This is a genomic window from Enterococcus sp. DIV1368b (assembly GCF_050529595.1).
GTDB classification, from domain to species: domain Bacteria; phylum Bacillota; class Bacilli; order Lactobacillales; family Enterococcaceae; genus Enterococcus_B; species Enterococcus_B mundtii.
The window spans coordinates 2,264,733-2,286,259 of sequence record NZ_CP172883.1 but is presented as its reverse complement, the minus strand read 5'-3'; the positions used below and the strand labels follow the sequence as shown (position 1 = coordinate 2,286,259).

The following is a 21,527-nucleotide window of genomic DNA, read 5'->3' as shown; positions in this document are numbered from 1 at the left end:
CTGTTTATTCGGTTTTAAGAGTGTCGAGTGGCTAAGGTTATAGCTGTCATTTCTATTTAAGTTTTTTTTGATTTAGTAGAAACGATTTTCCCGTAATGTCACATTTTTGATATCTTCGACGGTTTGGGTTCCAGCTAATTGCATCACCATTTCTAGTTCTTTTTTGAAGAAGTCGAATACTTGTTGGATGCCAGTACTTCCACCAAGAGCTAAACCATAGATAGCAGGGCGACCGATTGCGACTAGATCGGCACCAGAAGCAATTGCTTTAAAGACATGCTGACCACGACGAACACCACTATCAAAGACGATAGGGACACGTTTATCGACGGCTTCTGCTACATATTTCAAAGAATCAAATGCTGCTGGCCCACCATCTAATTGACGACCGCCATGATTCGATACCCAGATGCCATTTGCCCCCGCATCTAATGAACGATAAACATCGTCTTCTGATTGCACACCTTTAACATAAACGGGTAAGTCAGAATGAGCAGCAATAAATTCCACATCTTTTGGACTTAACTTTTGTTTTGAGGACTTATAAACTGCGTCCATCGTTTGTCCGACCCCTGATTGATAGGCTTGAACGATCGGCATTGGCAAAGGAAAAGTGAAACCATTGCGAAGGTCTGTTTCTCGATTACCACCAACGGTTGCATCAGCTGTCAAAACGATTGCTTTTGCGCCATTACGTTTGGCCATCTCTAGAATATCTAAATTGATCCCATTGTCTTTACTCATGTAAAACTGGAACCATTGTGGTGCGTCTGGACCACCGGCCTCGCGGATTTCTTCTAATGTGCATGAAGCGTAAGAACTCGCTGTATAAATCGTATGAAAATCGGCAACTCCTTTTGCTGAAGCTTTTTCTGCATGTGTATGAGCTAAACCATGAGCTGCAATAGGCGCCATGATGATTGGCGCAGTCAATGTTTCTTGGTCAAAATAAGTCGTTGTATCTGGAATTTCGACGTCTTTTAAAACATGAGGAATAATCAATTGATGATTGAATGATTGCACGTTTTCTTTATACGTAAAGAGATCTCCAGCACCACTACTGATATAACCGTATCCGCCAGTAGGAATCACTTGAGCTGCTGCCATTTCTAAGTCTTCTGTATTGATAAAACTGATTTGCCCTTCTTGTGAGCCAGCTTGATAAATCATTTCCATAAAACAAACCCTCTTTCTTAATATCGATCAATAAATAATGTCGCTTTTGTCAGCGTTTACATTTTTATACTACGCCTTGTTTTTAAAACAGGCAAATAATCTGTTTTATTTTATATAACCGAACGAAGAGTTACTGCTATGCAACAGTATAGTCACGCTTTGAATACTTGACTAAAAGAAGAAAACCGAATGATATCTGTTTTTTATCTGTTAGCAACTTTGACGAAATTTTCTTTTTTTTTTACAAACTTACTCGAATAACAGTGACACCTAGTTGTTCGATTTTTTTGGCAAGTTTAGGTGAACAATGCTGATCAGTGATCAAGTAATCAAAGGCTGAGACATCAGCAATCTTAAACTGTGAAGTCCGGCCAATCTTACGATGGTCTGCAACAAGGATACGACATTTGATACTCTTTTTGATCATCCATTCGTTGATTTTAGACTCGTTTAAAATTTTTGTTGTCACACCATTTTCTAAATCTACTCCGCTACATCCAATAATACAGACGTCTGCATTCATATCTGCCAATGTGCGAGCGGCAATATCTCCTACCAAAACTTCTTTTGGTACGCGTAACTCGCCACCAGTGAGAATATACGTATAATTTCCTTGTCTGACAGAAGAAACAACCTTTAGATTATTCGTTACGACGGTGACATGATTCGATTCTAAATAATCGAGTGCAGCTAAGGCAGTGGAACTTGAATTGATAAATACTGTGGCATAGTCTCCAATATATTGACTGGCACAACGAGCGATTTGATGTTTGATCCACGTTGGTCCTGAAAGATCAAAATTTGTTTGATTGTCATAATTGAAGAGGCAATAGCCATGTTCACGAATAATCTCATTTTTTTCTTCTAAAAATCTAAGGTCTCGACGAATGGTGCTGAGTGATACGTGAAGCTTTTCAGACAGTTCAATCGTGGTCATTTGTGTGTGCCTTTGTAATAGATCAAGAATTTCATTACGTCTTTTTTTAATCGTCAACAGAGAATTTTTCATTGTTATCCTTCCTTTTCAATCAATTTTTTCTCTATATGACTAATTATAGCTAAACGAGCATAAAAAAATGGAAACGATCACATAAAGTAATAACAGTCATATAAAGCTATTCCAATCATTTTGATAGCGCTTTATCATTTGTATATACCTAATAAAGAGGAGGATGGCACATGAATATAACAGAAGTAACAAAAGAAGGTTGGTTGCGTTCGACCTTTCCAGAATGGGGAACCTATCTGAACGAAGAAATCGAAATGGAACAAGTAAAAGAAAAAAGCGTATCTATATGGTGGCTAGGATGTACGGGTATATGGCTGAAGACACATGAAGGTACAAATATCCTTTGTGACTTATGGTGTGGGACAGGAAAACGAACACACGGGAATGGACAGATGAAAAAAGGCCACCAGATGATGCGTATGAGCGGTACAGAAAAGATGCAACCGAATTTACGGACACAACCTTTTGTGATCGATCCATTTGCAATCAAAAATGTGGATGCATTAGTGGTAACACATATCCATTCTGATCATCTGGATATCCACACTGCCGCAGCTGTTCATCAAAATTGTCCGGAGGCGCTATTTATTGGCCCCAAAGCAGTAGTGGAAATATGGCTCTCTTGGGGGATACCAAAAGAAAAGACCCAAGTAGTCAAACCCGGTGATATCGCTTTGATCAATGAAGTAGAGATCGTTGCGCTGGAAGCCTTTGATCGGACGGCATTGATCACACATGATGATCCTAATGTGCAATTAAAAGATCAGTTGCCACAAGAAATGGATACGATCGCTGTCAATTATCTTTTCAAAACATCCGGAGGGACGATCTACCATGCAGGTGATTCTCATTATTCCAACCTCTTTGCCAAACATGGCAATGAACATCATATCGATGTTTGTCTAGGTGCATATGGTGAAAATCCGCGTGGTATCACTGATAAGATGACCGCCAGTGATTTGTTGAGAATGGCAGAATCGTTAAGAGCTCAAGTGGTGATTCCGGTCCATTATGATATTTGGTCAAATTTTATGGCTGATCCTAACGAGATCACTCAATTATGGCGCATGAAAAAAGATCGATTGGCTTATCAGTTTTCCCCTTATATTTGGCAAGTAGGGGGGAAGTATACGTACCCAGATAACAGACAAGACTTGGCATTCAATTTCGATCGAGGCTTCCATGACGTCTTCACCCAAGAAAATGATACGCCGTTTCCATCATTTTTGTAGGAGCCAAGAGATATATGACAATAAATCAGCTGAACTGAGAATTTTTTAACAAAAGCAAAAGCGAGGAGGGAGAACGTATCAAAGCAAGTGAATGTAAGACAAAGTCATCTCTTGATAAGAATGCGCTATTGTCAAACAAAGGATTGCCTGCTTGATACTGTTTGTAAATATGTTGAGATATTTCTATGAGAATGACTTAGTCAATTATGTGGAAACTACGATAAATGATTGGCGAGTAGCAATCGAGGAGAGCAGTCGTCACTTACTAGAAAAAAGAATCATTGATCATGTATATGTAGAAGAAATGATCCGCAATGTCGAAGAACATGGGGCATATATCCTGATCGCCCCACACGTTGCGATGCCTCATGCCATGCAAGGTGGCTCACATGTTTTTGATACGACGATTTCATTTACCAAAATGAACGTGCCAGTTCCTTTTGAGGAAGGGACAAAGTCTGCCAGCCTTTTCTTCACCGTAGCAGCCAAAGAGCCAAAGCAACACCTAGAAAATATTCAATCATTATCAGAATTACTGATGCAAGACGGGTTGATCGAAGAATTGCTTGCGACAGAAACAATCGAAGATTATCAAATGGTCATGGAGAAATATGAGCCAATATAGGTAGAAGCAGTCTTTTGTTTGATAAGTATGGTCAGCGAGGACCATTCGGTACAAAGCAAATAGATATAAAAGATAAATTATCAACTAAAAAATACGATGTAAGGGAGGGAGTCCGTTTACATGAAAACTATGATATCTAGCATCGTTTGATGATTTGTTCTGGTTTTTGGTAACGGAAAAATATGGGAGCTATCTTGATGGAGATATGGACGTATTTTGCGACAAATATTTTAACACAGCCGGCTTATTTGATCGGTTCGATCGTTTTATTAGGGTATGTACTTCTTGGCCGACCATTATACGAATGTATAGCTGGATTTTTGAAAGCCACTGTAGGTTATCTGATTTTAGCTGTTGGTTCAGGTGGATTGGTGAACAATTTCCGACCGATCTTAGTTGGTTTAAAGGATCGTTTTGATCTTGAGGCGATGGTGACTGATCCCTACTTTGGCCAAAATGCTGTAGATGCAGGATTGATGGAGACTTTTGGGCGAACATTCAGTGATGTGATGATTTTATTATTGATTGCATTTGTGTTGAATATCCTGTTAGTTCGTTTCCAAAAATATACGAAGTTGCGAGCTGTTTTTACGACAGGAAATGTCCAGATCCAGCAAGCAGCTACAGCTTTTTGGATCTTACTTTTCTGTTTTCCTGAATTAGGAAGAGTAGAAGTATTAGTATTTATGGGAATCATTTTAGGGTGTTACTGGGCAGTTGCTTCTAATTTAACTGTTGGTGTGACACAAGAATTGACAGACGGAGCTGGTTTTGCGATTGCGCACCAACAGATGTTTGGGGTGTACCTATTTTCTACCTTAGCGAAGTGGTGGCAAAAGAGTAGTCGTAAAAAAAGTGGGAATAGAAAAGCCGATAAAAAGCTTGAAGATATGGAGCTTCCGGGGTTCTTATCCATTTTCAACGAAAATATGGTGGCGACTTCGTTATTGATGCTGTTCTTCTTTGGCATCATCTTATTAGTATTAGGACAGGAGTATTTGATTGAGGCAGAATTTATGGTGGCAGGACAAAGTTTCGTATTCTACGTACTGACCACTTCTTTGAACTTTGCTGTGTATTTAGCTATTTTACAGCTTGGTGTCCGGACCTTTGTGGACGAGTTGACACAATCTTTCCAAGGAATCTCAAATACTATTTTACCAGGAGCTGTGCCAGGGATCGATGTGGCTGCAACTTTTGGCTTTGGATCACCAAATGCAGTCACAATCGGGTTTTTATTTGGTGCATTAGGACAATTTTTGATGATCATCTTATTGATCGTCTTCCGATCACCAACGATCGTGATCGCTGGATTTATCCCACTATTTTTTGATAATGCGGTCATCGCTGTGTTCTCAAATAATCGGGGTGGGTTCAAGGCAGCATGTTTGTTCCCTTTCTTATCTGGGCTGATCCAAGTCGGTGGTTCTGCACTCTTTGCGACATGGATCGGGTTATCCAGTTACGGAGGGTACATTGGTATGTTTGATTGGGCGACTGCTTGGCCATTCTTTACTGTTTTGATGAAATTTTTTGGATATGCAGGTGTTGCACTAGTGGTCGTCGGTTTGTTGCTAATTCCGCAACTACAATATCGAAAAAATCCAGAAGGATATTTTTTGATTGTTGAGGATTATCAAAAATATAAAGAAAAGTTTGGAGACAGTAATTAATAGGAGGGAAAGTAAATGAGAATTTTAGTTTCGTGTGCCAATGGTTCTGGTACAAGTTTAATGATGATGCGTAGTGTAGAAAAGGCAATGAGAGAATTAAATATTACAGTGAGTAAAATCCATCATTGCCCGATCTCTGAAGGTAAAAGTTCGGCAAGTCAATATGATGTCGTCTTTACGCCACTCAATTTTATGCCGATGTTCATGCAAGCAATTGAGCGAGGTGTGACGGTCGTGGGGATCAAAAATGTGATGTCACCTACTGAGATCTGTGAGAAATTCAAAGAAACAACATTGTACAAAGAATTGAAATCAAAGGAGAATTAGATGAAACGACCAAAACTACAAATTGCTCTGGATCATAACACGTTAGCGTCTGCGTTGGCAGATGTGAAAAAAATTGGAGAAATCGTCGATGTGATCGAAGTAGGCACCATTCTTTGTCTTCAAGAAGGAAGCAAACCAATCGAATGTATGAGAAAAATGTTTCCAGAAAAAACGATCGTTGCGGATACAAAATGCGCCGACGCAGGAGAAACTGTGGCTGGGAATGTCGCGCAGGCTGGGGCAGATTTTATGACAGTGATCTGCTGTGCCTCCCTTGCTACCATGCAAGCCGCACAAAAGAAAGTCAAAGCGCTTCAAGTAGAATTATACGGAGAATGGACGATGGAACAAGCAAAAAAATGGCGAGAAATTGGGATTTCTCAAGTCGTCTATCACCAGAGTAGGGATGCTTTGTTAGCTGGGGAAGTTTGGGGAGAAAAGGATCTGAAGCTCGTCCAACAATTGATCGATTTAGGTTTTCAAGTATCAGTAACTGGTGGGCTGTCAATTTCAACGTTAGCCTTGTTCCAAGGGATGCCGATCTTTCATTTTATTGTCGGTCGAGGATTGACGGCATGTGCAGATCCGATCATACAAGCCCAAGCATTCCAAAATGAGATCAAGCGACTGTGGGGAGAATGAGATGGCGAGAATCGGACTTTATGAAAAGGCACTACCTAGCGGATGGTCGTGGCAAGAGCGGTTAGATGCAGTAAAAGAATTGGGGTTTGATTTTCTGGAATTATCGATTGACGAAAGCGAGGAACGATTGGCTCGTTTAGATTGGACGAATGAACAAATCGCTGAGTTAAAGGAAGCGATTGCGTCTTCGGGGATTGCTATCCATTCCCTTTGTTTGAGTGGACATCGGCGTTTTCCATTCGGCTCAGTAGATATCAAAAAACAAGAAAAAGCCTTATGTATGATGAAAAAGGCAATACAACTTGCGTATCGGTTAGGCATCAGGATCATACAAGTGGCGGGATACGATGTATACTATGAAAAAAAATCAATAGAGACAAGAGAAGCATTTATCAGAGGATTGCGTGCCAGTATCAAGGAGGCAGCACAGTTTGGGATAATCTTGTCGATTGAAGTCATGGATGACCCATTTATGAATTCCATTCGTAAATTCATGGAGATAAAAAAACAACTCCCTTCTCCTTATTTACAAGTGTATCCTGACTTAGGAAATCTATCAGCGTGGCCAGAAAATAATGTGGCGATTGAACTTGAACAAGGCATCGAATATATTACTTCGATCCACCTAAAAGATACGCAACCCGTAACAGCAAGTAGTAAAGGTAAGTTCAGAGACGTTCCGTTCGGTCAAGGTTGTGTGGATTTTTCTGGATTATTTAAAACATTGAAACGTGTAAATTATGAAGGGCCATTCTTGATTGAAATGTGGAGTGGTCAGGATCAGGATTATGAAAGTCAGATCTTACAGGCGAAAGATTATCTATTGCCAAAGTTAAAAGAATCGGGATTTTAATCTTACTTTTTTGGTGGAATATGTAAACAAACGATTGAAATATTCCTTATTGAATGTGATCAACTCAATTGTTTTCTCTTTTATTGATTATTCTGAGCAGATTATTCCTCTAAAAATTTATCAAGTGATAAGATATATTTATCAGTTGATAAATTTTTAGGGGGAATTTTATGTTTTTAGCATTAAATGAAATCATTCATTCAAAATTACGCTATGCCTTAGTGACAGGCGTCATGTTTCTAATTGCGTACCTTGTCTTTTTTTTGACAGGATTAGCCTATGGGTTGGCACAAGACAATCGAACTGCTGTAGATAAATGGGAGGCAGATACCATTGTTTTATCAAAAGACGCCAATACAAACTTAGGGATGTCGATGATCACGAAAAAGATGGCAGAAGAAGTGAAAGGTGATCAAGTAGCTTATTTAGCTCAAACACCTGGAGTAGTCACGAGTCCAGATCGTCCAGATGCTGATAAAGTCAATGTTAGTTTTTTTGGAATCGATCAAAACCAATTCATCATGCCGAATATCGTGGAAGGAGAAGAATTCCAGTCAAACGATGAAGCAGTCGGTGATATCAGTTTAAAAGAAGAATATGGCTTGGACATTGGAGATACGATCAAATTATCAGGAAGTGACAAAACATTTAAATTGACTGGATTTACGGAGAATGCCAAATTCAATGTCTCTCCTGTCGTTTATACAACGATCAATGCGTACCAAGAGATACGGTTTGAGAAACAGGACGCAACTGATAACGCTCGTATCAATGCAGTGGTCGTGCGAGGAGATGTGGAGAGTTTACCGGATGATTTAGAGAAAATCAGTATTTCGACATTCATCAATGAACTACCAGGATACAATGCACAAGTATTGACATTTGGTTTCATGATTGGCTTCTTGATCGTAATTGCAGCGATCGTGATCGGTATTTTCATCTATGTATTGACTATGCAAAAAATCAATATTTTTGGTGTACTGAAAGCCCAAGGAGTGACTGGTGGATTTATTGCACGTTCAGTAGTTGCACAAACGTTCTTACTTTCATTTTTCGGTGTTGCTCTTGGATTGTTTGGAACATTCGTTACTTCACTTGTTCTACCAGATGCTGTCCCGTTCCAAAGTAACTGGTTGTTTTTCGGTGTGATTAGTGTGATGATGTTGATCGTTGCTATTTTAGGGGCTCTCTTCTCTGTTAGAACGATCGTAAAAATTGATCCATTAAAAGCAATCGGATAGAAAGGAGAATGGGAAATGAAAGCAATTGAATTTATAGATGTTGAAAAAAGTTTTAAAGATGGTGATCAAACCGTTCAAGCATTGAAAAAAACAAATGTCAGTGTTGATAAAGGGGAGTTTGTCGCAATCATTGGACCATCTGGTTCTGGAAAGAGTACCTTCTTAACGATTGCAGGCGGTTTACAGACACCAAATAAAGGAACTGTCAAAATCAATGGAGAAGATTTTAGTGAACAACCGGAGAAAAAACGAGTAAAATTACGGTTCAAGGAAATTGGATTTATTCTTCAAGCTTCCAATCTAGTTCCATTTTTGACCGTCAAAAAACAATTAGTATTGGTCGATAAGATCAAGCATGAAAATCGACAAGAGGAGGCGAAAGAATTATTCCAACAACTTGGTGTGGATAAACTCCTTAATAAGTATCCAGAAGATCTTTCGGGTGGGGAACGACAAAGAGTGGCAATTGCTCGAGCGCTATATAACGATCCTTCGATTATTTTGGCAGATGAGCCAACAGCTAGTTTGGATTCAGAAAAAGCAGTAGAAGTCGTAGATATTTTAGCGAAAGAATCCAAGGAAAAAAATAAAGCAATCATAATGGTCACTCATGATACCCGACTTATTGACAGATGTGATAAAGTATTTATGATAGAAGATGGTGTCTTCCGGGAAAAAAAATAAGTCAGAGGGTGTAAAAGTTGGTCCATCGATACAATAAGGATACACAAGAGAAAATTTTAAAAGAAGCCAATCGTTTGTTTATGTCAAAAGGTTATCAAGGAACGTCAACACGTGAGATTGCTAAAAATGCTGGAATCACGCAACCAAATCTTTATCATTACTTTAGCGATAAAGAAAAGTTATATTGTGCAGTCTTAGAAGAGCATTTGAGTACTGTAGGGACAGACTTAAGAGCAATCTTAGAAGAGAACAAACTTGATTTTAAACAATCTTTGACTAAAATGACGAAGTATCTGATCGATACCCATCTTTTAGACCTATTTATGATGCATCATGATTTAAAATCAAACCTTTCTGCCGAGACACGAAATCATCTTTTTACCTTGTGGAAAAAAAGTTATCGTGAACCATTTGAAGTGATTTTTTCGACAAATCAATCTTTGATGCGCGCTCATGTTACGACAGAAATGGCTGCAAAGCACTTTTTTCTTCTATTAGCACCATATATCACCGAATCTTCTAATTCACTTGAAAACCCATTTAGTGTGGAACGACTGATCGATTTATACCTTCATGGGGTGGTAGCTGATTAAATGCGGTGGTGGCAGAAGTGTCCAGCTCCGAGAAATAAGCCGAGAAACCCAAAAATTGTTTTTCAAATTTTGGGTTTCTCGGCTTTTTATGAAGGAGTTACTTCTGGAACATCGTTTATTTGATTTTTAAGATTAGAAACAAAAATGAATTTAATTTCTTGTCCTCTACACTTTTTTGTTATTATATTTTCTTGGATTGTTATTTTTTAATTAAAATAATGAGGGATATTTAATTTTTCAGGCAATTGAGAAAAAGAGGTGAAAAGCAAGTGATATAAAGATTTTTAATAATAACGATTATAAATTAGTTAAATAACCAAGGTGATTTAATTTGTTTTTTAAATAATTTTAGGAAAACGGTTGAAAAAGCCATTTTCAGGTGATAATATTCTGTTAGCAACAAAAGCTTCACTGAGTTTAACTCACTATTTTAGAGAAATAGAGGGGGAATGAATAACATATTTTCGTGTTAATTGTGTTACATAATTGTTTTTTGAAAAGTGAATAGTGTAAAAAGGGGAGAATTAAAAATGAAAAGTGTTAAAAAAATTGGGTTGGCAGCAATGTTATTTTCTTCTGTTGTCTCAACGACGCTTCCGACAATTGGGGAATTGTCTATCGTCAATGCAGAAGAAATCCAACAAACAGAACAACAAGCAACTTATAGAAACGTAATGTACTATGGTGACTGGTCGATTTGGGGCGGCGAAGGTAACTTTTATCCAAAAGATATCCCAGCAGATCAATTGACTCACTTGAATTTTGCCTTTTTAGATTTTGATAGTGATGGCGAACTAGTCTTTACTGATGCAGACGCAGCGACAGGCGCTCCTGTAGGATTACCGGGCGTACAATGGAACTCTGCTAGTTCTGGTATCTTAAATGCGATTCAAGATTTACGTGGAAAAAATCCAAACATGAAAATTGGTGTTTCATTAGGTGGTTGGTCTAAATCAGGAGATTTCTCTGAAGTAGCAGCAAACCCTACGAAACGTAAGAACCTTGTAGATAATGTAGCAAAATTCATTAAATACACAAATATGGACTTTGTCGATGTTGACTGGGAATTCCCGGCAGATGTACGTCAACCAGATCTAGTGGATAACGTAAATGACGAAGGAACACCAAATGCAAAACCTGAAGATAAAGAAAATTACATAAAATTATTAGATGAAATTCGCGAAACAATTGATAAACAAGGCGAAGAATTAGGGAAAACATATGAACTATCTGTTGCATTGCCAGCAGCTCAAGGTAAATTAGATTCAGGTATCGACGTGAAACGACTATTTGATGTTGTCGATTTCGCAAACATCATGACGTATGACTTAACTGGCGCATGGTCAGATACAAGTGGTCACCATTCAGCACTTTACGGAAATCCGGCTGATCCTAATTATGATGAAGGCTTCTCAGTAGATCAAACAGTAGAATACCTACGTGAGAAAGGTGCGGCGTCAGAAAAAATCGTTATTGGGGCAGCATTCTATACTCGTGGATGGAACGAAGTGGCAAAAGGGGATAATGAAGAGGCACCGGGATTATTCCAAAAAGCAGAATTATCAAGTCAAGATGCCGATCAAACACCAAGTTATGGAGCGAAAAATAAAAATCCATTAAAAGTAGGTGACGGTGGACGTGCTAGTGGTGTATGGCCATACCGTGATATTGAAACGTTACTTGGTGATACATCTGGATTGAAAGAGTATTGGGATGACGTAGCGAAAGCACCATTTATGTACAGTGAAACAACTGGTGAATTCTTTACTTACGAAAATGAAAAATCAGTGACTTATAAAGCTGAATATGTAAAAGAAAACCAACTTGGTGGAATCATTTCATGGCAACAATCACAAGACAAAGAAACAACTGGTACAAAACGTGATGAGTTGACCAATGCAATCAAAGAAGGATTGTTAGGTAGTGAGAAACTTCCAGAATTTGAAATCAAGAGCACACCATTGAATGTGGATGTTGAGATCTCAACTTATACACAATATGGCGTTAGTGGTTACGACGTAAAAATTACCAACAATGAAAAAATGGAAGAAACTTCTTCTGTATTGAAATTAGTTGAATTTTCACAAGAAACAATCAAATTACCTAAACTAGTGATTCCAATGGCGACAAATGAAAAACTTGGCGCTGGCGATTACAAAGCAGGTACTGTAACAAATGTTGATGGCGCTGCAATCGTTGATTTGTCTTCTGTATATGATGGCAAAGAAATCGCACCAGGTGCATCTTATGAGTTCAGATTGAGTTCAAATGCTGCTGAAGCAGATGTCGCTGTTGACAATATCGACTCAATCACATTAAGCCAGAGAATTGGGGACGAAGGTATCGAAATCAATAAACAAGTGATTTTTGGTGAAGGTTCAACGACTGAACCAGGAACACCTGATACAGAAGCACCTTCAGTACCAACAGGACTTACAGCTTCAACAATCGGTGAAACAAACGTTTCTCTATCATGGACAAAATCAACTGACGACAAAGGGGTCGCAGGATACTACGTTTTCCGTGATGGCAAACAAGTTGGTCAATCAGCAACAACTTCATTTACTGACGCTGATTTAACTGCAGATACAGAATATTCATATACAGTAAAAGCATTTGACCGTGCGGGAAATGTTTCAGAAGAAAGTAAAGCATTAGTTGTTAAAACGTTAGAAAAAGCACCAGTAGATACAGAAGCACCTTCAATTCCATTAGACTTGAAAGCTTCAACGATCGGTGAGAAAAATGTATCATTGTCTTGGACTCGTTCAACTGACAATGTTGCAGTCGCAGGATACTATGTTTTCCGTGATGGCAAACAAGTTGGTCAATCAGCAACAACTTCATTTGCTGATGCTGGGTTAACACCGAATACGGAATACTCATATACAGTAAAAGCATTTGATGCAGCAGGAAATGTTTCAGAAGAAAGCAAAGCATTAGTTGTCACAACTTTAGAAGAAACAACTCCTCCAGCTGAAGGCGAATGGGATGCTAACAAAGTCTATGATTTAGGTGATGTAGTAACTCATAAAGGAAATACTTATCGTGCGAAATGGTGGACACAAGGTGATGAGCCAGGAACTGAACAATGGGGTCCTTGGGAATTAATTGGTTAATTTAGATAAAAAAGAACAGGGCAGCTTGCCTTGTTCTTTTTTTTATAATGTTATTCTGTCGTTGTTATTTATCTTATTTACTCGAATTTACCGAAAAAAACATGTTAGTTAAAAAATAAACAAAATCATATGGCTTAAAAATAACTTGAAAAGCGATAGGTATAATCGATTCCAATTAGTTGCATTAAAAATAAATAAATGTTAAATTCATATTTGCAAGACGTTTCTAATTGAATTTTAGTTGATTTCTAATTTTAGAGGAGTGATAAAATAACTTTTTAACCTGTGATTTGGACGCGCGTGTTTTTCCGTAAATAAACTGATAAAAAAAAGGAGATGAGATTGATATGAAAAGAATTAAGAGTATTAGTTTAGTTGCTTTGTTATTTTCTTCGATTGTTTCAATGACTTTACCAGCATTTAATGAGTCACCAGAGGTCCATGCTGAAGAGGTGCGAGAAACTCAGGTCGCGCCTTATCGCAATGTCATGTACTATGGCGATTGGTCGATTTGGGGTGGAGAAGGAAATTTCTATCCTAAAGATATTCCAGCTGATCAAATCACTCATTTGAATTTTGCCTTTTTAGATTTTGATAGTAATGGCGATTTAGAATTTACAGATACGGATGCTGCTGTTGGTGCGCCTGTAGGACAAACAGGGGTTCAATGGAATTCAGCAAGCTCGGGTATCTTGAATGCGATCCAAGATCTACGTGGGAAAAATCCCAATATGAAAATTGGGGTCTCTTTGGGGGGCTGGTCTAAATCAGGTGATTTTTCTGAAGTAGCGGCTGATCCAGTGAAACGACAAAATCTAGTGGAAAACGTCACCCGATTCATCAAATATACGAATATGGATTTTGTTGATGTCGATTGGGAGTATCCTGCAGATGTTCGACAACCTGACTTGGTAGATAATGTCAATGATGAAGGAACGCCATATGCAGTACCTGAAGACAAAGAAAATTATATCATTTTGCTAAATGAGATTCGTGAGTCGATTGATGAACAAGGCGAAGAACTAGGCAAGACCTATGAATTATCAGTTGCGCTGCCTGCATCTCAAAGTAAATTATCTTCAGGGATAGACATTGATGGTTTATTTGAAGTTGTTGATTTTGCAAATATCATGACCTATGATATGAACGGTGGTTGGGGAGACCGCAGTGGACATCATACAGCGCTTTATGGGAATCCTGCTGATCCTAATTATGACCAAGGACTTTCTGTAGATCAAACGGTTCAGTTTTTAAGGAATGAAGGTGCGCCAGCTGAAAAAATCGTGATTGGGGCAGCTTTTTATACTCGTGGTTGGCATGAAGTAGCAGAAGGCAATAATCCGTTACTACCGGGATTGTTCCAAACGGCTGAACAGAGTAATCGAAATGCTGACCTATCGGCAACATACGGGGCAAAAAACAAAAGTCCATTAGTTGTAGGGGATGGTGGTAGAGCCGGTGGTGTCTGGCCTTATCGAAATATTCCAGATTTGATTAATGCAACGAGTGGATTGACTGAATACTGGGATGATGTAGCGAAGGCCCCTTACATGTATAGTACAGAAACTGGCGAATTTTTCAGTTTTGATAACGTACGCTCGATCGGTTATAAAACACAATATGTACAGGAAGAACAATTAGGCGGTGTGATTTCTTGGATGCAATCACAAGACAAGGAAACGACAAGTACAAAACGTGACGAATTGACGAACGCGATCAAAGAAGGCTTATTTGGGAATACACCATTACCACAGCACGAAATCGTTAGTACACCATTAGACATCTCTGTGGATATCACCCCTTATACAGAGAATAATGTAAGCGGGTACGAAATCACAGTGACAAATAATGAAACATTGACAGAATCATCTACTGTATTAAGCGCTGTTGAGGCTGCACAGAAAACAGTCAAGTTGCCTAAATTTACGATCGACTTGAATAGCAATGAAACATTAAGTGCAGGAAACTATAAAGCTGGAACTGTTTCTATGGATAATGGCACAGTGACAGTTGATCTATCTTCCGTTTATGATGGCAGAGAGATTGCGCCTGGGGATTCTTATGATTTCCGATTACAATCTGATACGTCACAGGTTTTGGTTGATCATATTGATACGATCACTTTAAGTCAACGAATTGGGACTGAAGGCATTGAAATCAATCACCAAGTGATCTTTGGTACAGAAGAGCCAGACCCATCAGATGTTGAGGCACCGTCGATTCCAACAAATGTTGCAGCGACAACGATCACTGCAACAGAAGTGACATTGAACTGGATGGCTTCGACCGATAATCAGCGAGTAGCAGGTTACTATGTTTACCGTGATGGACAATTAGTCGGACAACCAAGAACACCAACATTTACAGATACGGGATTAACACCTGATACAGAGTATACGTATACTGTCAAAGCATTCGATGCGTCAAGCAATGTTTCGGCTGCTAGTCAATCAGTGATCGTTCAAACCTTGGAAGACAGTGTGCCTGGATATGCGGCATGGGATTCAGGAACAGTCTATCTTATGGGAGATAGAGTCACTCATCTAGGCAATACGTATCAGGCAAAATGGTGGACACAAGGCGATGAACCTGGAACTCAACAATGGGGACCATGGGAATTGATCAATTAGATCGTTTAAATATAAACAGATTCAGGGGTGACCATTTACTGACAACTGGTTGCTGATGAAATTGAAGAACCTCGTTGGGCTTGATGAAACATCAATACCTAACGAGGTTCTTGTGTCTAGAAAAAAATTACTGATTGAAATAAGTGAGTAGCGCTTGTGTGATCGATTGCGCCAACTGTTGTTGATAGTTAACGGTAGCCAATGTAGCTAAATCTTCGTCATTATTCATATAGCCCATTTCGATCAAGAGGGATGGCTGAAGGTTTTCTCTTAACACCTGATAGTTCCCTGTAGCAGTTCCACGAGATGTAATGGGCAGATCCGCCAGTTCATCAGAAACAGTTTCCGCTAGACGTTGGTCTCTATTGTAATAATAATAAGTGGTGGTACCAGTTGCTTCATTGGGCGATTCAGTCGAATCAGCATGTAAGCTGATAAAAAGGTCAGCGGCTTTTTCTTCGCTAAATGAACAGATGTCATCTAAAGAAATGTAGTCATCTGTTTCATGTGTCAAATAAACCGTTGCGCCAGCGGCTTCTAAACTTGTTTGTAACTGTTTTGCGGCAGCGAGTGTCACTGTTTTTTCTTCTGTATGTCCATCTGTGCTAAGCGCGCCTGTATCGTCGCCTCCGTGTCCTGGGTCTAATACGATCACCGCTTCTGATAGGTCACTCGGTAGCTCCTGTGTCGAGCGAGTCAGTGATGAGCCGTCCGTAAGTGATAAATAGCCCGTTTCACCATCATTCGTGGTAATTTTGTAGGCGTTGGCTGTAGTTGAAAGAAGCGTAGCCAGTTCACCAGCATTGACGGAAATAAGCGGTTCACTTAATGACGAATCTGCATACAATGTGGCATCTTCCTTTCCAATTTTTATGAGGGTCTCTGAAGAAGAATCAGTGGTTGGTATGATGCTAGAGACACTGTTACTTGTCTGTTGTCTCGCATTTGTTTCTTGATTGCTAAGACCAAATTTGAAAAGGGCAATGATCCCGATTATACATAAAAAAATAATAATTCGCATTTTTTTCATCGTTTTCACCTCTTGAACATGAGGATAAACAACAAAACTTAAATCGAACTTAAAGAAAAGTGGAACAAGCTAAAACTAATAGTTAGTTGACTAATTTTTTGGCTTTTTCTGTGTTCGCAAAATGCAATTTTGCATAGTTTGCTAACAAGGCTTCGCCACCTTTTTTTAAAATCGTTGCAGCGACTTGGTCGGATTTTGTACCTGCACCAGAAGGAAGCGTGAGACCAAGTTCAGCAGATTCTTTGTCCAACTCTTCTAAAAAGCTTGCGCGACTAATGATCGAAGCGGCAGCAACAGCTAAATGATATTGTTCACCTTTTGTAACAAAGTAGAGTTTTTCGGTGAGTTGATTTTTTTCTAAACGCGCGTATTTTTTAAAGTTGGCTTCCGGTGTGAACTGGTCGATCAAAATAGCATCCGGCTTGACTGGTGCAATTTTTTGTAACAATAAATGGATAGCTTGATTGTGTAAAGCGACCTTCATTCTCACTGCATTATACGTAGGTTGGATCTCATTGTATTTTTTTGGTGGCAAAACCAGTAATTGATATGGGATCGTTTCCTTTAATACTTTGGCTAATTGAATGATTTGTCCATCTTTTAATTCTTTTGAATCTTTGACGCCTAACGTGCGTAATTCTTTCAATTGTGTTTGATCGACATAGGCAGCACAAACAGTCAGTGGGCCAAAGTAACTACCGTTGCCGACTTCGTCACTCCCTAAAACAGATAGTGTTTGTAGATCTTTGGGTAAGGAAGAAGAATTAGTTTGTGTCGCTTTTTTTGCTGTAAGTGGATTTCCCCATTTTGCTGCTTCTTGTTCGGCGCCGGTGCCTTGAAACATCACTTTTCCAGAAGTATAGGCAGTGATCGTTGTGCCATTTTTTTTTGCTGAAAAAAGAGTATATGGAATCGGTTTTTGTACTAGAAATGGGCGATACGCCTCTTTCATCTTATTCATTTGATTTGTCGTTACTTTTAAGATAATGTTACTCATGTTTTCCTCCTGTTGCGATCCAGTCGTAAGAAAAGTTGTATTTGACTAGATCCAGCTGATTTGAAATCAATGCACACATAGCATTTTTGCAAAGTTTATCATATAATAGTAAAGTATTTATAATGAAGTTTTTCGTGTACGGTTAATTGCTTAACTATATGGTACACTAGTTAATATTTTTGGCAATAGGAGGAGACAGATTCATATGGCACATGAAAAAACACGCTATAAAGCGGTGATTGCGGACCAAACGTATACTATTATCGGGCAAGAATCAAAACAGCATATGGATATGGTCACAAAATTAATCAATGAACAATTAGCTGAACTGAAAGAATTGTCCCCTCAATTAGACAATGAACAAGCAGCTATTTTATTAGCAGTCAATGCATTTTCCGATCAATTGAAAAGACAGGAAAAAAATTTGAATTTAATAAAAGAAGTCACAGAACTGAAACAAAAAATGGTGAGATTCACAGAAATGGAAAATCGGATCAAACGAATCGAAGCGATTGAAAACGAAGCACGAGCAGTATTGAAAGAAAATGGAAGTGACCATGAGATCAAAAATCATGTGGAAGCACAACAGATTCTAAATGAAAAACGAAAAGGTCAAATCAAACAAAGATCTTCAAATTGATATTATTATAGAAGAGAAAGGAAGAATGTATGCTTAGTCTTTTGATTTTATTTATTTTGCTGATTGCATTTTTTTCTGGAGCCAGTCGTGGTTTTGCGCTACAGGGGATTTATCTGGTTGGCTATTTTGTCTCATTTCTAGCAGCACAAACCTATTACAAAACATTAGCCAATCATCTGCAATTATATATTCCTTATCCTGCGGTAACAGCCAATTCTAACTTAGTTTTTTTTGATCAAGCTTTTTCATTTAAATTAGATGAAGCATTTTATGCAGGGGTGGCTTTCTTGATCATTTTATTTATTGGTTGGCTAGTCACACGATTCATTGGGGTATTCGCTCATGGGTTGACGTTTATTCCTGTACTAAAGCAATTAGACTGGGTGGCTGGCGGGATTTTATCCGTGATCATCACCTATATTTCCTTGGTTCTAGTTTTACGTTTACTGACGTTTATTCCGGTGGGATTTATCCAAAACCAATTTAGTGGCAATAATCTTGCAACATTTATGGTTGAACGAACACCTATTTTAGCAAATAAAATGTATGATCTATGGGTGACACAAGTGATTAACTAAGTAAGAAATGATTTCTTGTCAATGACAGAGGCTATGAAGATGTTGGTTAGTCTTGAAGACTGCTTAGCCATCTATCGGCCTCTTTTTTAGTGAAAGTAAGGTGAAAAAAATGAACAAACGCATTCTAGAAACATTAGAGTTTGAAAAAGTAAAACAACAAGTACGACAGTTTGTGATCACAGCACAAGGGCAAGAAGAATTAGCCCAGCTTGTGCCAGTGAATGAAGCAGAGACGATCAGATATTGGTTGGAAGAAACAGAAGATGGTCTAAAAGTCCAACGATTGCGTGGCGGTATCCCAATCCCCAAATTAGAGAATATCCGTCCGCATATGAAACGCATCGAAATCGGTGCTGACCTTAATGGGGTCGAGCTAGCACAGGTTTCCCGTGTCCTATCAACTACTAGTGAGTTGCGACGTTTTATTGATGATTTAGCAGATAGCGAGATTGAGTTTGCGCGTCTTTATTTTTGGACAGATCAATTAGTTGCTATCCCATCCTTGAGTCGTCGTTTGAAAGAAGCAATCGATGATGATGGACGAGTGACGGATGATGCCTCTCCAGAGTTGAAGACGATCCGTCATAATATCCGTAGAAGTGAACAAGCAGTTAGAGAACAATTAGATGGGATCGTTCGTGGGAAAAATGCCAAATACCTAAGTGATGCCATCATTACGATGAGAAACGACCGCTATGTTATTCCAGTAAAACAAGAATATCGTGGTGTGTTTGGCGGAGTCGTCCATGATCAAAGTTCTTCGGGACAAACACTATTCGTTGAACCAAAACAAGTCGTGGAATTGAACAATCGCTTGCGTCAATATCAAATTGCCGAACGCAATGAGATCCAACGTATTCTAAGCGAGTTGTCGGCGGAGTTAGTTCCTCATCGTCAAGAAATCATCCACAATGCGTATGTCATTGGAAAAATGGACTTGATGAATGCGAAAGCACGCTTTGGGAAAGAACTAAAGGCAATCGTGCCGACGATCAGTACAGAAAACATCGTTGATTTGAAGCAAGCCAGACACCCATTGATCGATCAAGAAAAAGTCGTCCCAAATGATATTTCGATTGGGGAAAACTATCAAGCGATCGTCATTACCGGACCAAATACTGGTGGGAAAACCATCACGTTGAAAACACTGGGCTTATTGCAATTGATGGGGCAAGCAGGGTTACCGATCCCGGCGGATGAAGAAAGTCAGATCGGGATCTTTGAAGATATTTTTGCTGATATCGGAGATGAACAATCGATTGAGCAAAGTTTATCGACCTTCTCCTCACATATGACAAATACCGTGGATATCCTTTCCAAAGTCAATGAAAAAAGCTTAGTTTTATTTGACGAACTAGGTGCGGGGACTGATCCTCAAGAAGGAGCAGCGCTAGCCATTGCTATTTTAGATGATCTCGGAAAGAAATCTGCCTATGTGATGGCAACAACACATTATCCTGAATTGAAAGTCTATGGCTACAATCGCTCGAATACCATCAATGCGAGTATGGAGTTCAACGTTGACACTCTTAGCCCAACTTACCGCTTGTTGATCGGCGTGCCGGGTAGAAGTAATGCCTTTGAGATTTCAAGTCGTTTAGGATTAGACAACCAAGTCATTGATGAAGCCAAGCAATTGATGAACGATGAAAGTCAAGACTTGAATGAAATGATCACTGATTTAGAGAATCGTCGAAAAATGGCAGAAACAGAGTATTTAGAGATGCGTCATTATGTCGATGAAGCGCAACGTCTGTACAATGATTTGAAAGAAGCTTATAGCTACTTCTTTGAAGAGCGTGAACAAGAAATGGCGAAAGCCAAACAAAAAGCCAACGCACTTGTTTCTGAAGCAGAAGAAAAGGCAGAAAAAATCATCGCAGATATTCGCAACTTACAAAAACAAGTGGGGCAAGGTACGGTCAAAGAGCATCAATTGATCGATGCAAAATCACAGTTAGCCAACTTGCATCAAGAAGAACAATTAAAGAAAAATAAGGTCTTGAAAAAAGCGAAAGAACAGAAAACATTGAAACCAGGTGACGAAGTACTCGTGACGACTTATGGGCAGCGTGGAACATTGTTGCGCAAAAATGGCAACCAATGGCAAGTGGAGATCGGTATCCTGAAGATGAACGTTTCGGAAAGTGAATTAACACCGATTGCTCCCCAAAAAGAACCACAACAACGAGTGATCCATACGGTTCGCTCAGATGCTCATTCCACCGTCTCCAACCAGCTGGATCTTCGAGGGAAGCGTTATGAAGAAGCATTAAATGAAGTCGATCTATATTTAGATGCGGCAATTTTGGCTGGCTACCCTCAAGTGACGATCGTTCATGGAAAAGGCACAGGCGCACTAAGAACCGGAATCACCGATTATTTAAAAAATCATCGTAGTGTCAAGAGCTTCGATTTTGCTCCAGGAAATCAAGGGGGCAATGGTGCGACAATTGTTAAATTTAAATAAAACTTACT

18 protein-coding genes are annotated in these 21,527 nt (G+C 39.1%); 14 read left to right on the top strand and 4 right to left on the bottom strand.

Annotated features, from left to right (window positions below; genetic code table 11):
- Nucleotides 1–72 precede the first annotated feature (72 nt).
- Together IGJ19_RS10525 and IGJ19_RS10520 are read right to left on the bottom strand one after the other, a co-directional pair.
- Nucleotides 73–1,176, bottom strand: a complete 1,104-nt coding sequence (locus IGJ19_RS10525; RefSeq protein ID WP_071867306.1) for an alpha-hydroxy-acid oxidizing protein — start codon at nucleotides 1,174–1,176, stop codon at nucleotides 73–75.
- Nucleotides 1,177–1,417: 241 nt separating this feature from the next.
- Nucleotides 1,418–2,185 (bottom strand): DeoR/GlpR family DNA-binding transcription regulator, encoded by a 768-nt coding sequence (locus IGJ19_RS10520; protein WP_074800274.1) that lies wholly within the window; start codon nucleotides 2,183–2,185, stop codon nucleotides 1,418–1,420.
- Nucleotides 2,186–2,355: 170 nt separating this feature from the next.
- On the opposite strand from IGJ19_RS10520, the gene ulaG reads away from it, so the two are divergent.
- The 11 genes from ulaG to IGJ19_RS10465 all read left to right on the top strand — a co-directional run bounded on the left by ulaG (nucleotide 2,356) and on the right by IGJ19_RS10465 (nucleotide 15,804).
- Nucleotides 2,356–3,417: an L-ascorbate 6-phosphate lactonase gene (ulaG, locus tag IGJ19_RS10515; RefSeq protein WP_430603925.1), complete on the top strand. Its 1,062-nt coding sequence runs from the start codon at nucleotides 2,356–2,358 to the stop codon at nucleotides 3,415–3,417.
- Between the two features lie 169 nt (nucleotides 3,418–3,586).
- Nucleotides 3,587–4,042 (top strand): PTS sugar transporter subunit IIA, encoded by a 456-nt coding sequence (locus IGJ19_RS10510; RefSeq protein ID WP_430604568.1) that lies wholly within the window; start codon nucleotides 3,587–3,589, stop codon nucleotides 4,040–4,042.
- A 182-nt stretch (nucleotides 4,043–4,224) separates the two neighbouring features.
- Complete coding sequence (locus IGJ19_RS10505) at nucleotides 4,225–5,715, top strand: PTS ascorbate transporter subunit IIC (protein WP_430603923.1); 1,491 nt, start codon at nucleotides 4,225–4,227, stop codon at nucleotides 5,713–5,715.
- Nucleotides 5,716–5,730: 15 nt separating this feature from the next.
- Nucleotides 5,731–6,042 carry a PTS sugar transporter subunit IIB gene (locus IGJ19_RS10500; protein WP_071867311.1) on the top strand — a complete coding sequence of 104 codons (312 nt, stop codon included), beginning with the start codon at nucleotides 5,731–5,733 and terminating at the stop codon, nucleotides 6,040–6,042.
- Nucleotides 6,043–6,684: a 3-keto-L-gulonate-6-phosphate decarboxylase UlaD gene (locus IGJ19_RS10495; RefSeq protein WP_019722444.1), complete on the top strand. Its 642-nt coding sequence runs from the start codon at nucleotides 6,043–6,045 to the stop codon at nucleotides 6,682–6,684. It begins immediately after the preceding gene.
- Nucleotide 6,685: 1 nt separating this feature from the next.
- Nucleotides 6,686–7,537, top strand: coding sequence for an L-ribulose-5-phosphate 3-epimerase (locus IGJ19_RS10490; RefSeq protein WP_071867312.1), 852 nt, complete (start codon nucleotides 6,686–6,688; stop codon nucleotides 7,535–7,537).
- A gap of 170 nt (nucleotides 7,538–7,707) precedes the next feature.
- A complete protein-coding gene (locus IGJ19_RS10485; protein ID WP_071867313.1) occupies nucleotides 7,708–8,778 on the top strand; it encodes an ABC transporter permease in 1,071 nt (356 codons plus the stop codon).
- A gap of 15 nt (nucleotides 8,779–8,793) precedes the next feature.
- Nucleotides 8,794–9,462 (top strand): ABC transporter ATP-binding protein, encoded by a 669-nt coding sequence (locus IGJ19_RS10480; protein WP_034687532.1) that lies wholly within the window; start codon nucleotides 8,794–8,796, stop codon nucleotides 9,460–9,462.
- A 17-nt stretch (nucleotides 9,463–9,479) separates the two neighbouring features.
- Entirely contained in the window at nucleotides 9,480–10,055 is a 576-nt protein-coding gene (locus tag IGJ19_RS10475; RefSeq protein ID WP_071867314.1) for a TetR/AcrR family transcriptional regulator, read from the top strand.
- A gap of 530 nt (nucleotides 10,056–10,585) precedes the next feature.
- Nucleotides 10,586–13,174 carry a glycosyl hydrolase family 18 protein gene (locus IGJ19_RS10470; protein ID WP_071867315.1) on the top strand — a complete coding sequence of 863 codons (2,589 nt, stop codon included), beginning with the start codon at nucleotides 10,586–10,588 and terminating at the stop codon, nucleotides 13,172–13,174.
- 347 nt (nucleotides 13,175–13,521) lie between these two features.
- Entirely contained in the window at nucleotides 13,522–15,804 is a 2,283-nt protein-coding gene (locus IGJ19_RS10465; RefSeq protein ID WP_430603920.1) for a glycosyl hydrolase family 18 protein, read from the top strand.
- A 127-nt stretch (nucleotides 15,805–15,931) separates the two neighbouring features.
- On the opposite strand, the gene IGJ19_RS10460 is transcribed toward IGJ19_RS10465, so the two are convergent.
- Nucleotides 15,932–16,834, bottom strand: coding sequence for an N-acetylmuramoyl-L-alanine amidase family protein (locus IGJ19_RS10460; protein WP_142433269.1), 903 nt, complete (start codon nucleotides 16,832–16,834; stop codon nucleotides 15,932–15,934).
- An 82-nt stretch (nucleotides 16,835–16,916) separates the two neighbouring features.
- Nucleotides 16,917–17,831, bottom strand: coding sequence for a ribonuclease HIII (rnhC, locus tag IGJ19_RS10455; protein WP_071867317.1), 915 nt, complete (start codon nucleotides 17,829–17,831; stop codon nucleotides 16,917–16,919).
- 205 nt (nucleotides 17,832–18,036) lie between these two features.
- On the opposite strand from rnhC, the gene zapA reads away from it, so the two are divergent.
- From zapA to IGJ19_RS10440, 3 genes are all read left to right on the top strand, one after another.
- Nucleotides 18,037–18,471: a cell division protein ZapA gene (gene zapA / locus IGJ19_RS10450; RefSeq protein WP_010734832.1), complete on the top strand. Its 435-nt coding sequence runs from the start codon at nucleotides 18,037–18,039 to the stop codon at nucleotides 18,469–18,471.
- 29 nt (nucleotides 18,472–18,500) lie between these two features.
- The gene (locus tag IGJ19_RS10445; protein WP_071867319.1) at nucleotides 18,501–19,049 is read left to right on the top strand and encodes a CvpA family protein; all 549 of its coding nucleotides are present in this window, start codon (nucleotides 18,501–18,503) and stop codon (nucleotides 19,047–19,049) included.
- 109 nt (nucleotides 19,050–19,158) lie between these two features.
- Nucleotides 19,159–21,519 carry an endonuclease MutS2 gene (locus IGJ19_RS10440; protein ID WP_019722436.1) on the top strand — a complete coding sequence of 787 codons (2,361 nt, stop codon included), beginning with the start codon at nucleotides 19,159–19,161 and terminating at the stop codon, nucleotides 21,517–21,519.
- The last annotated feature ends 8 nt before the right edge of the window (nucleotides 21,520–21,527 follow it).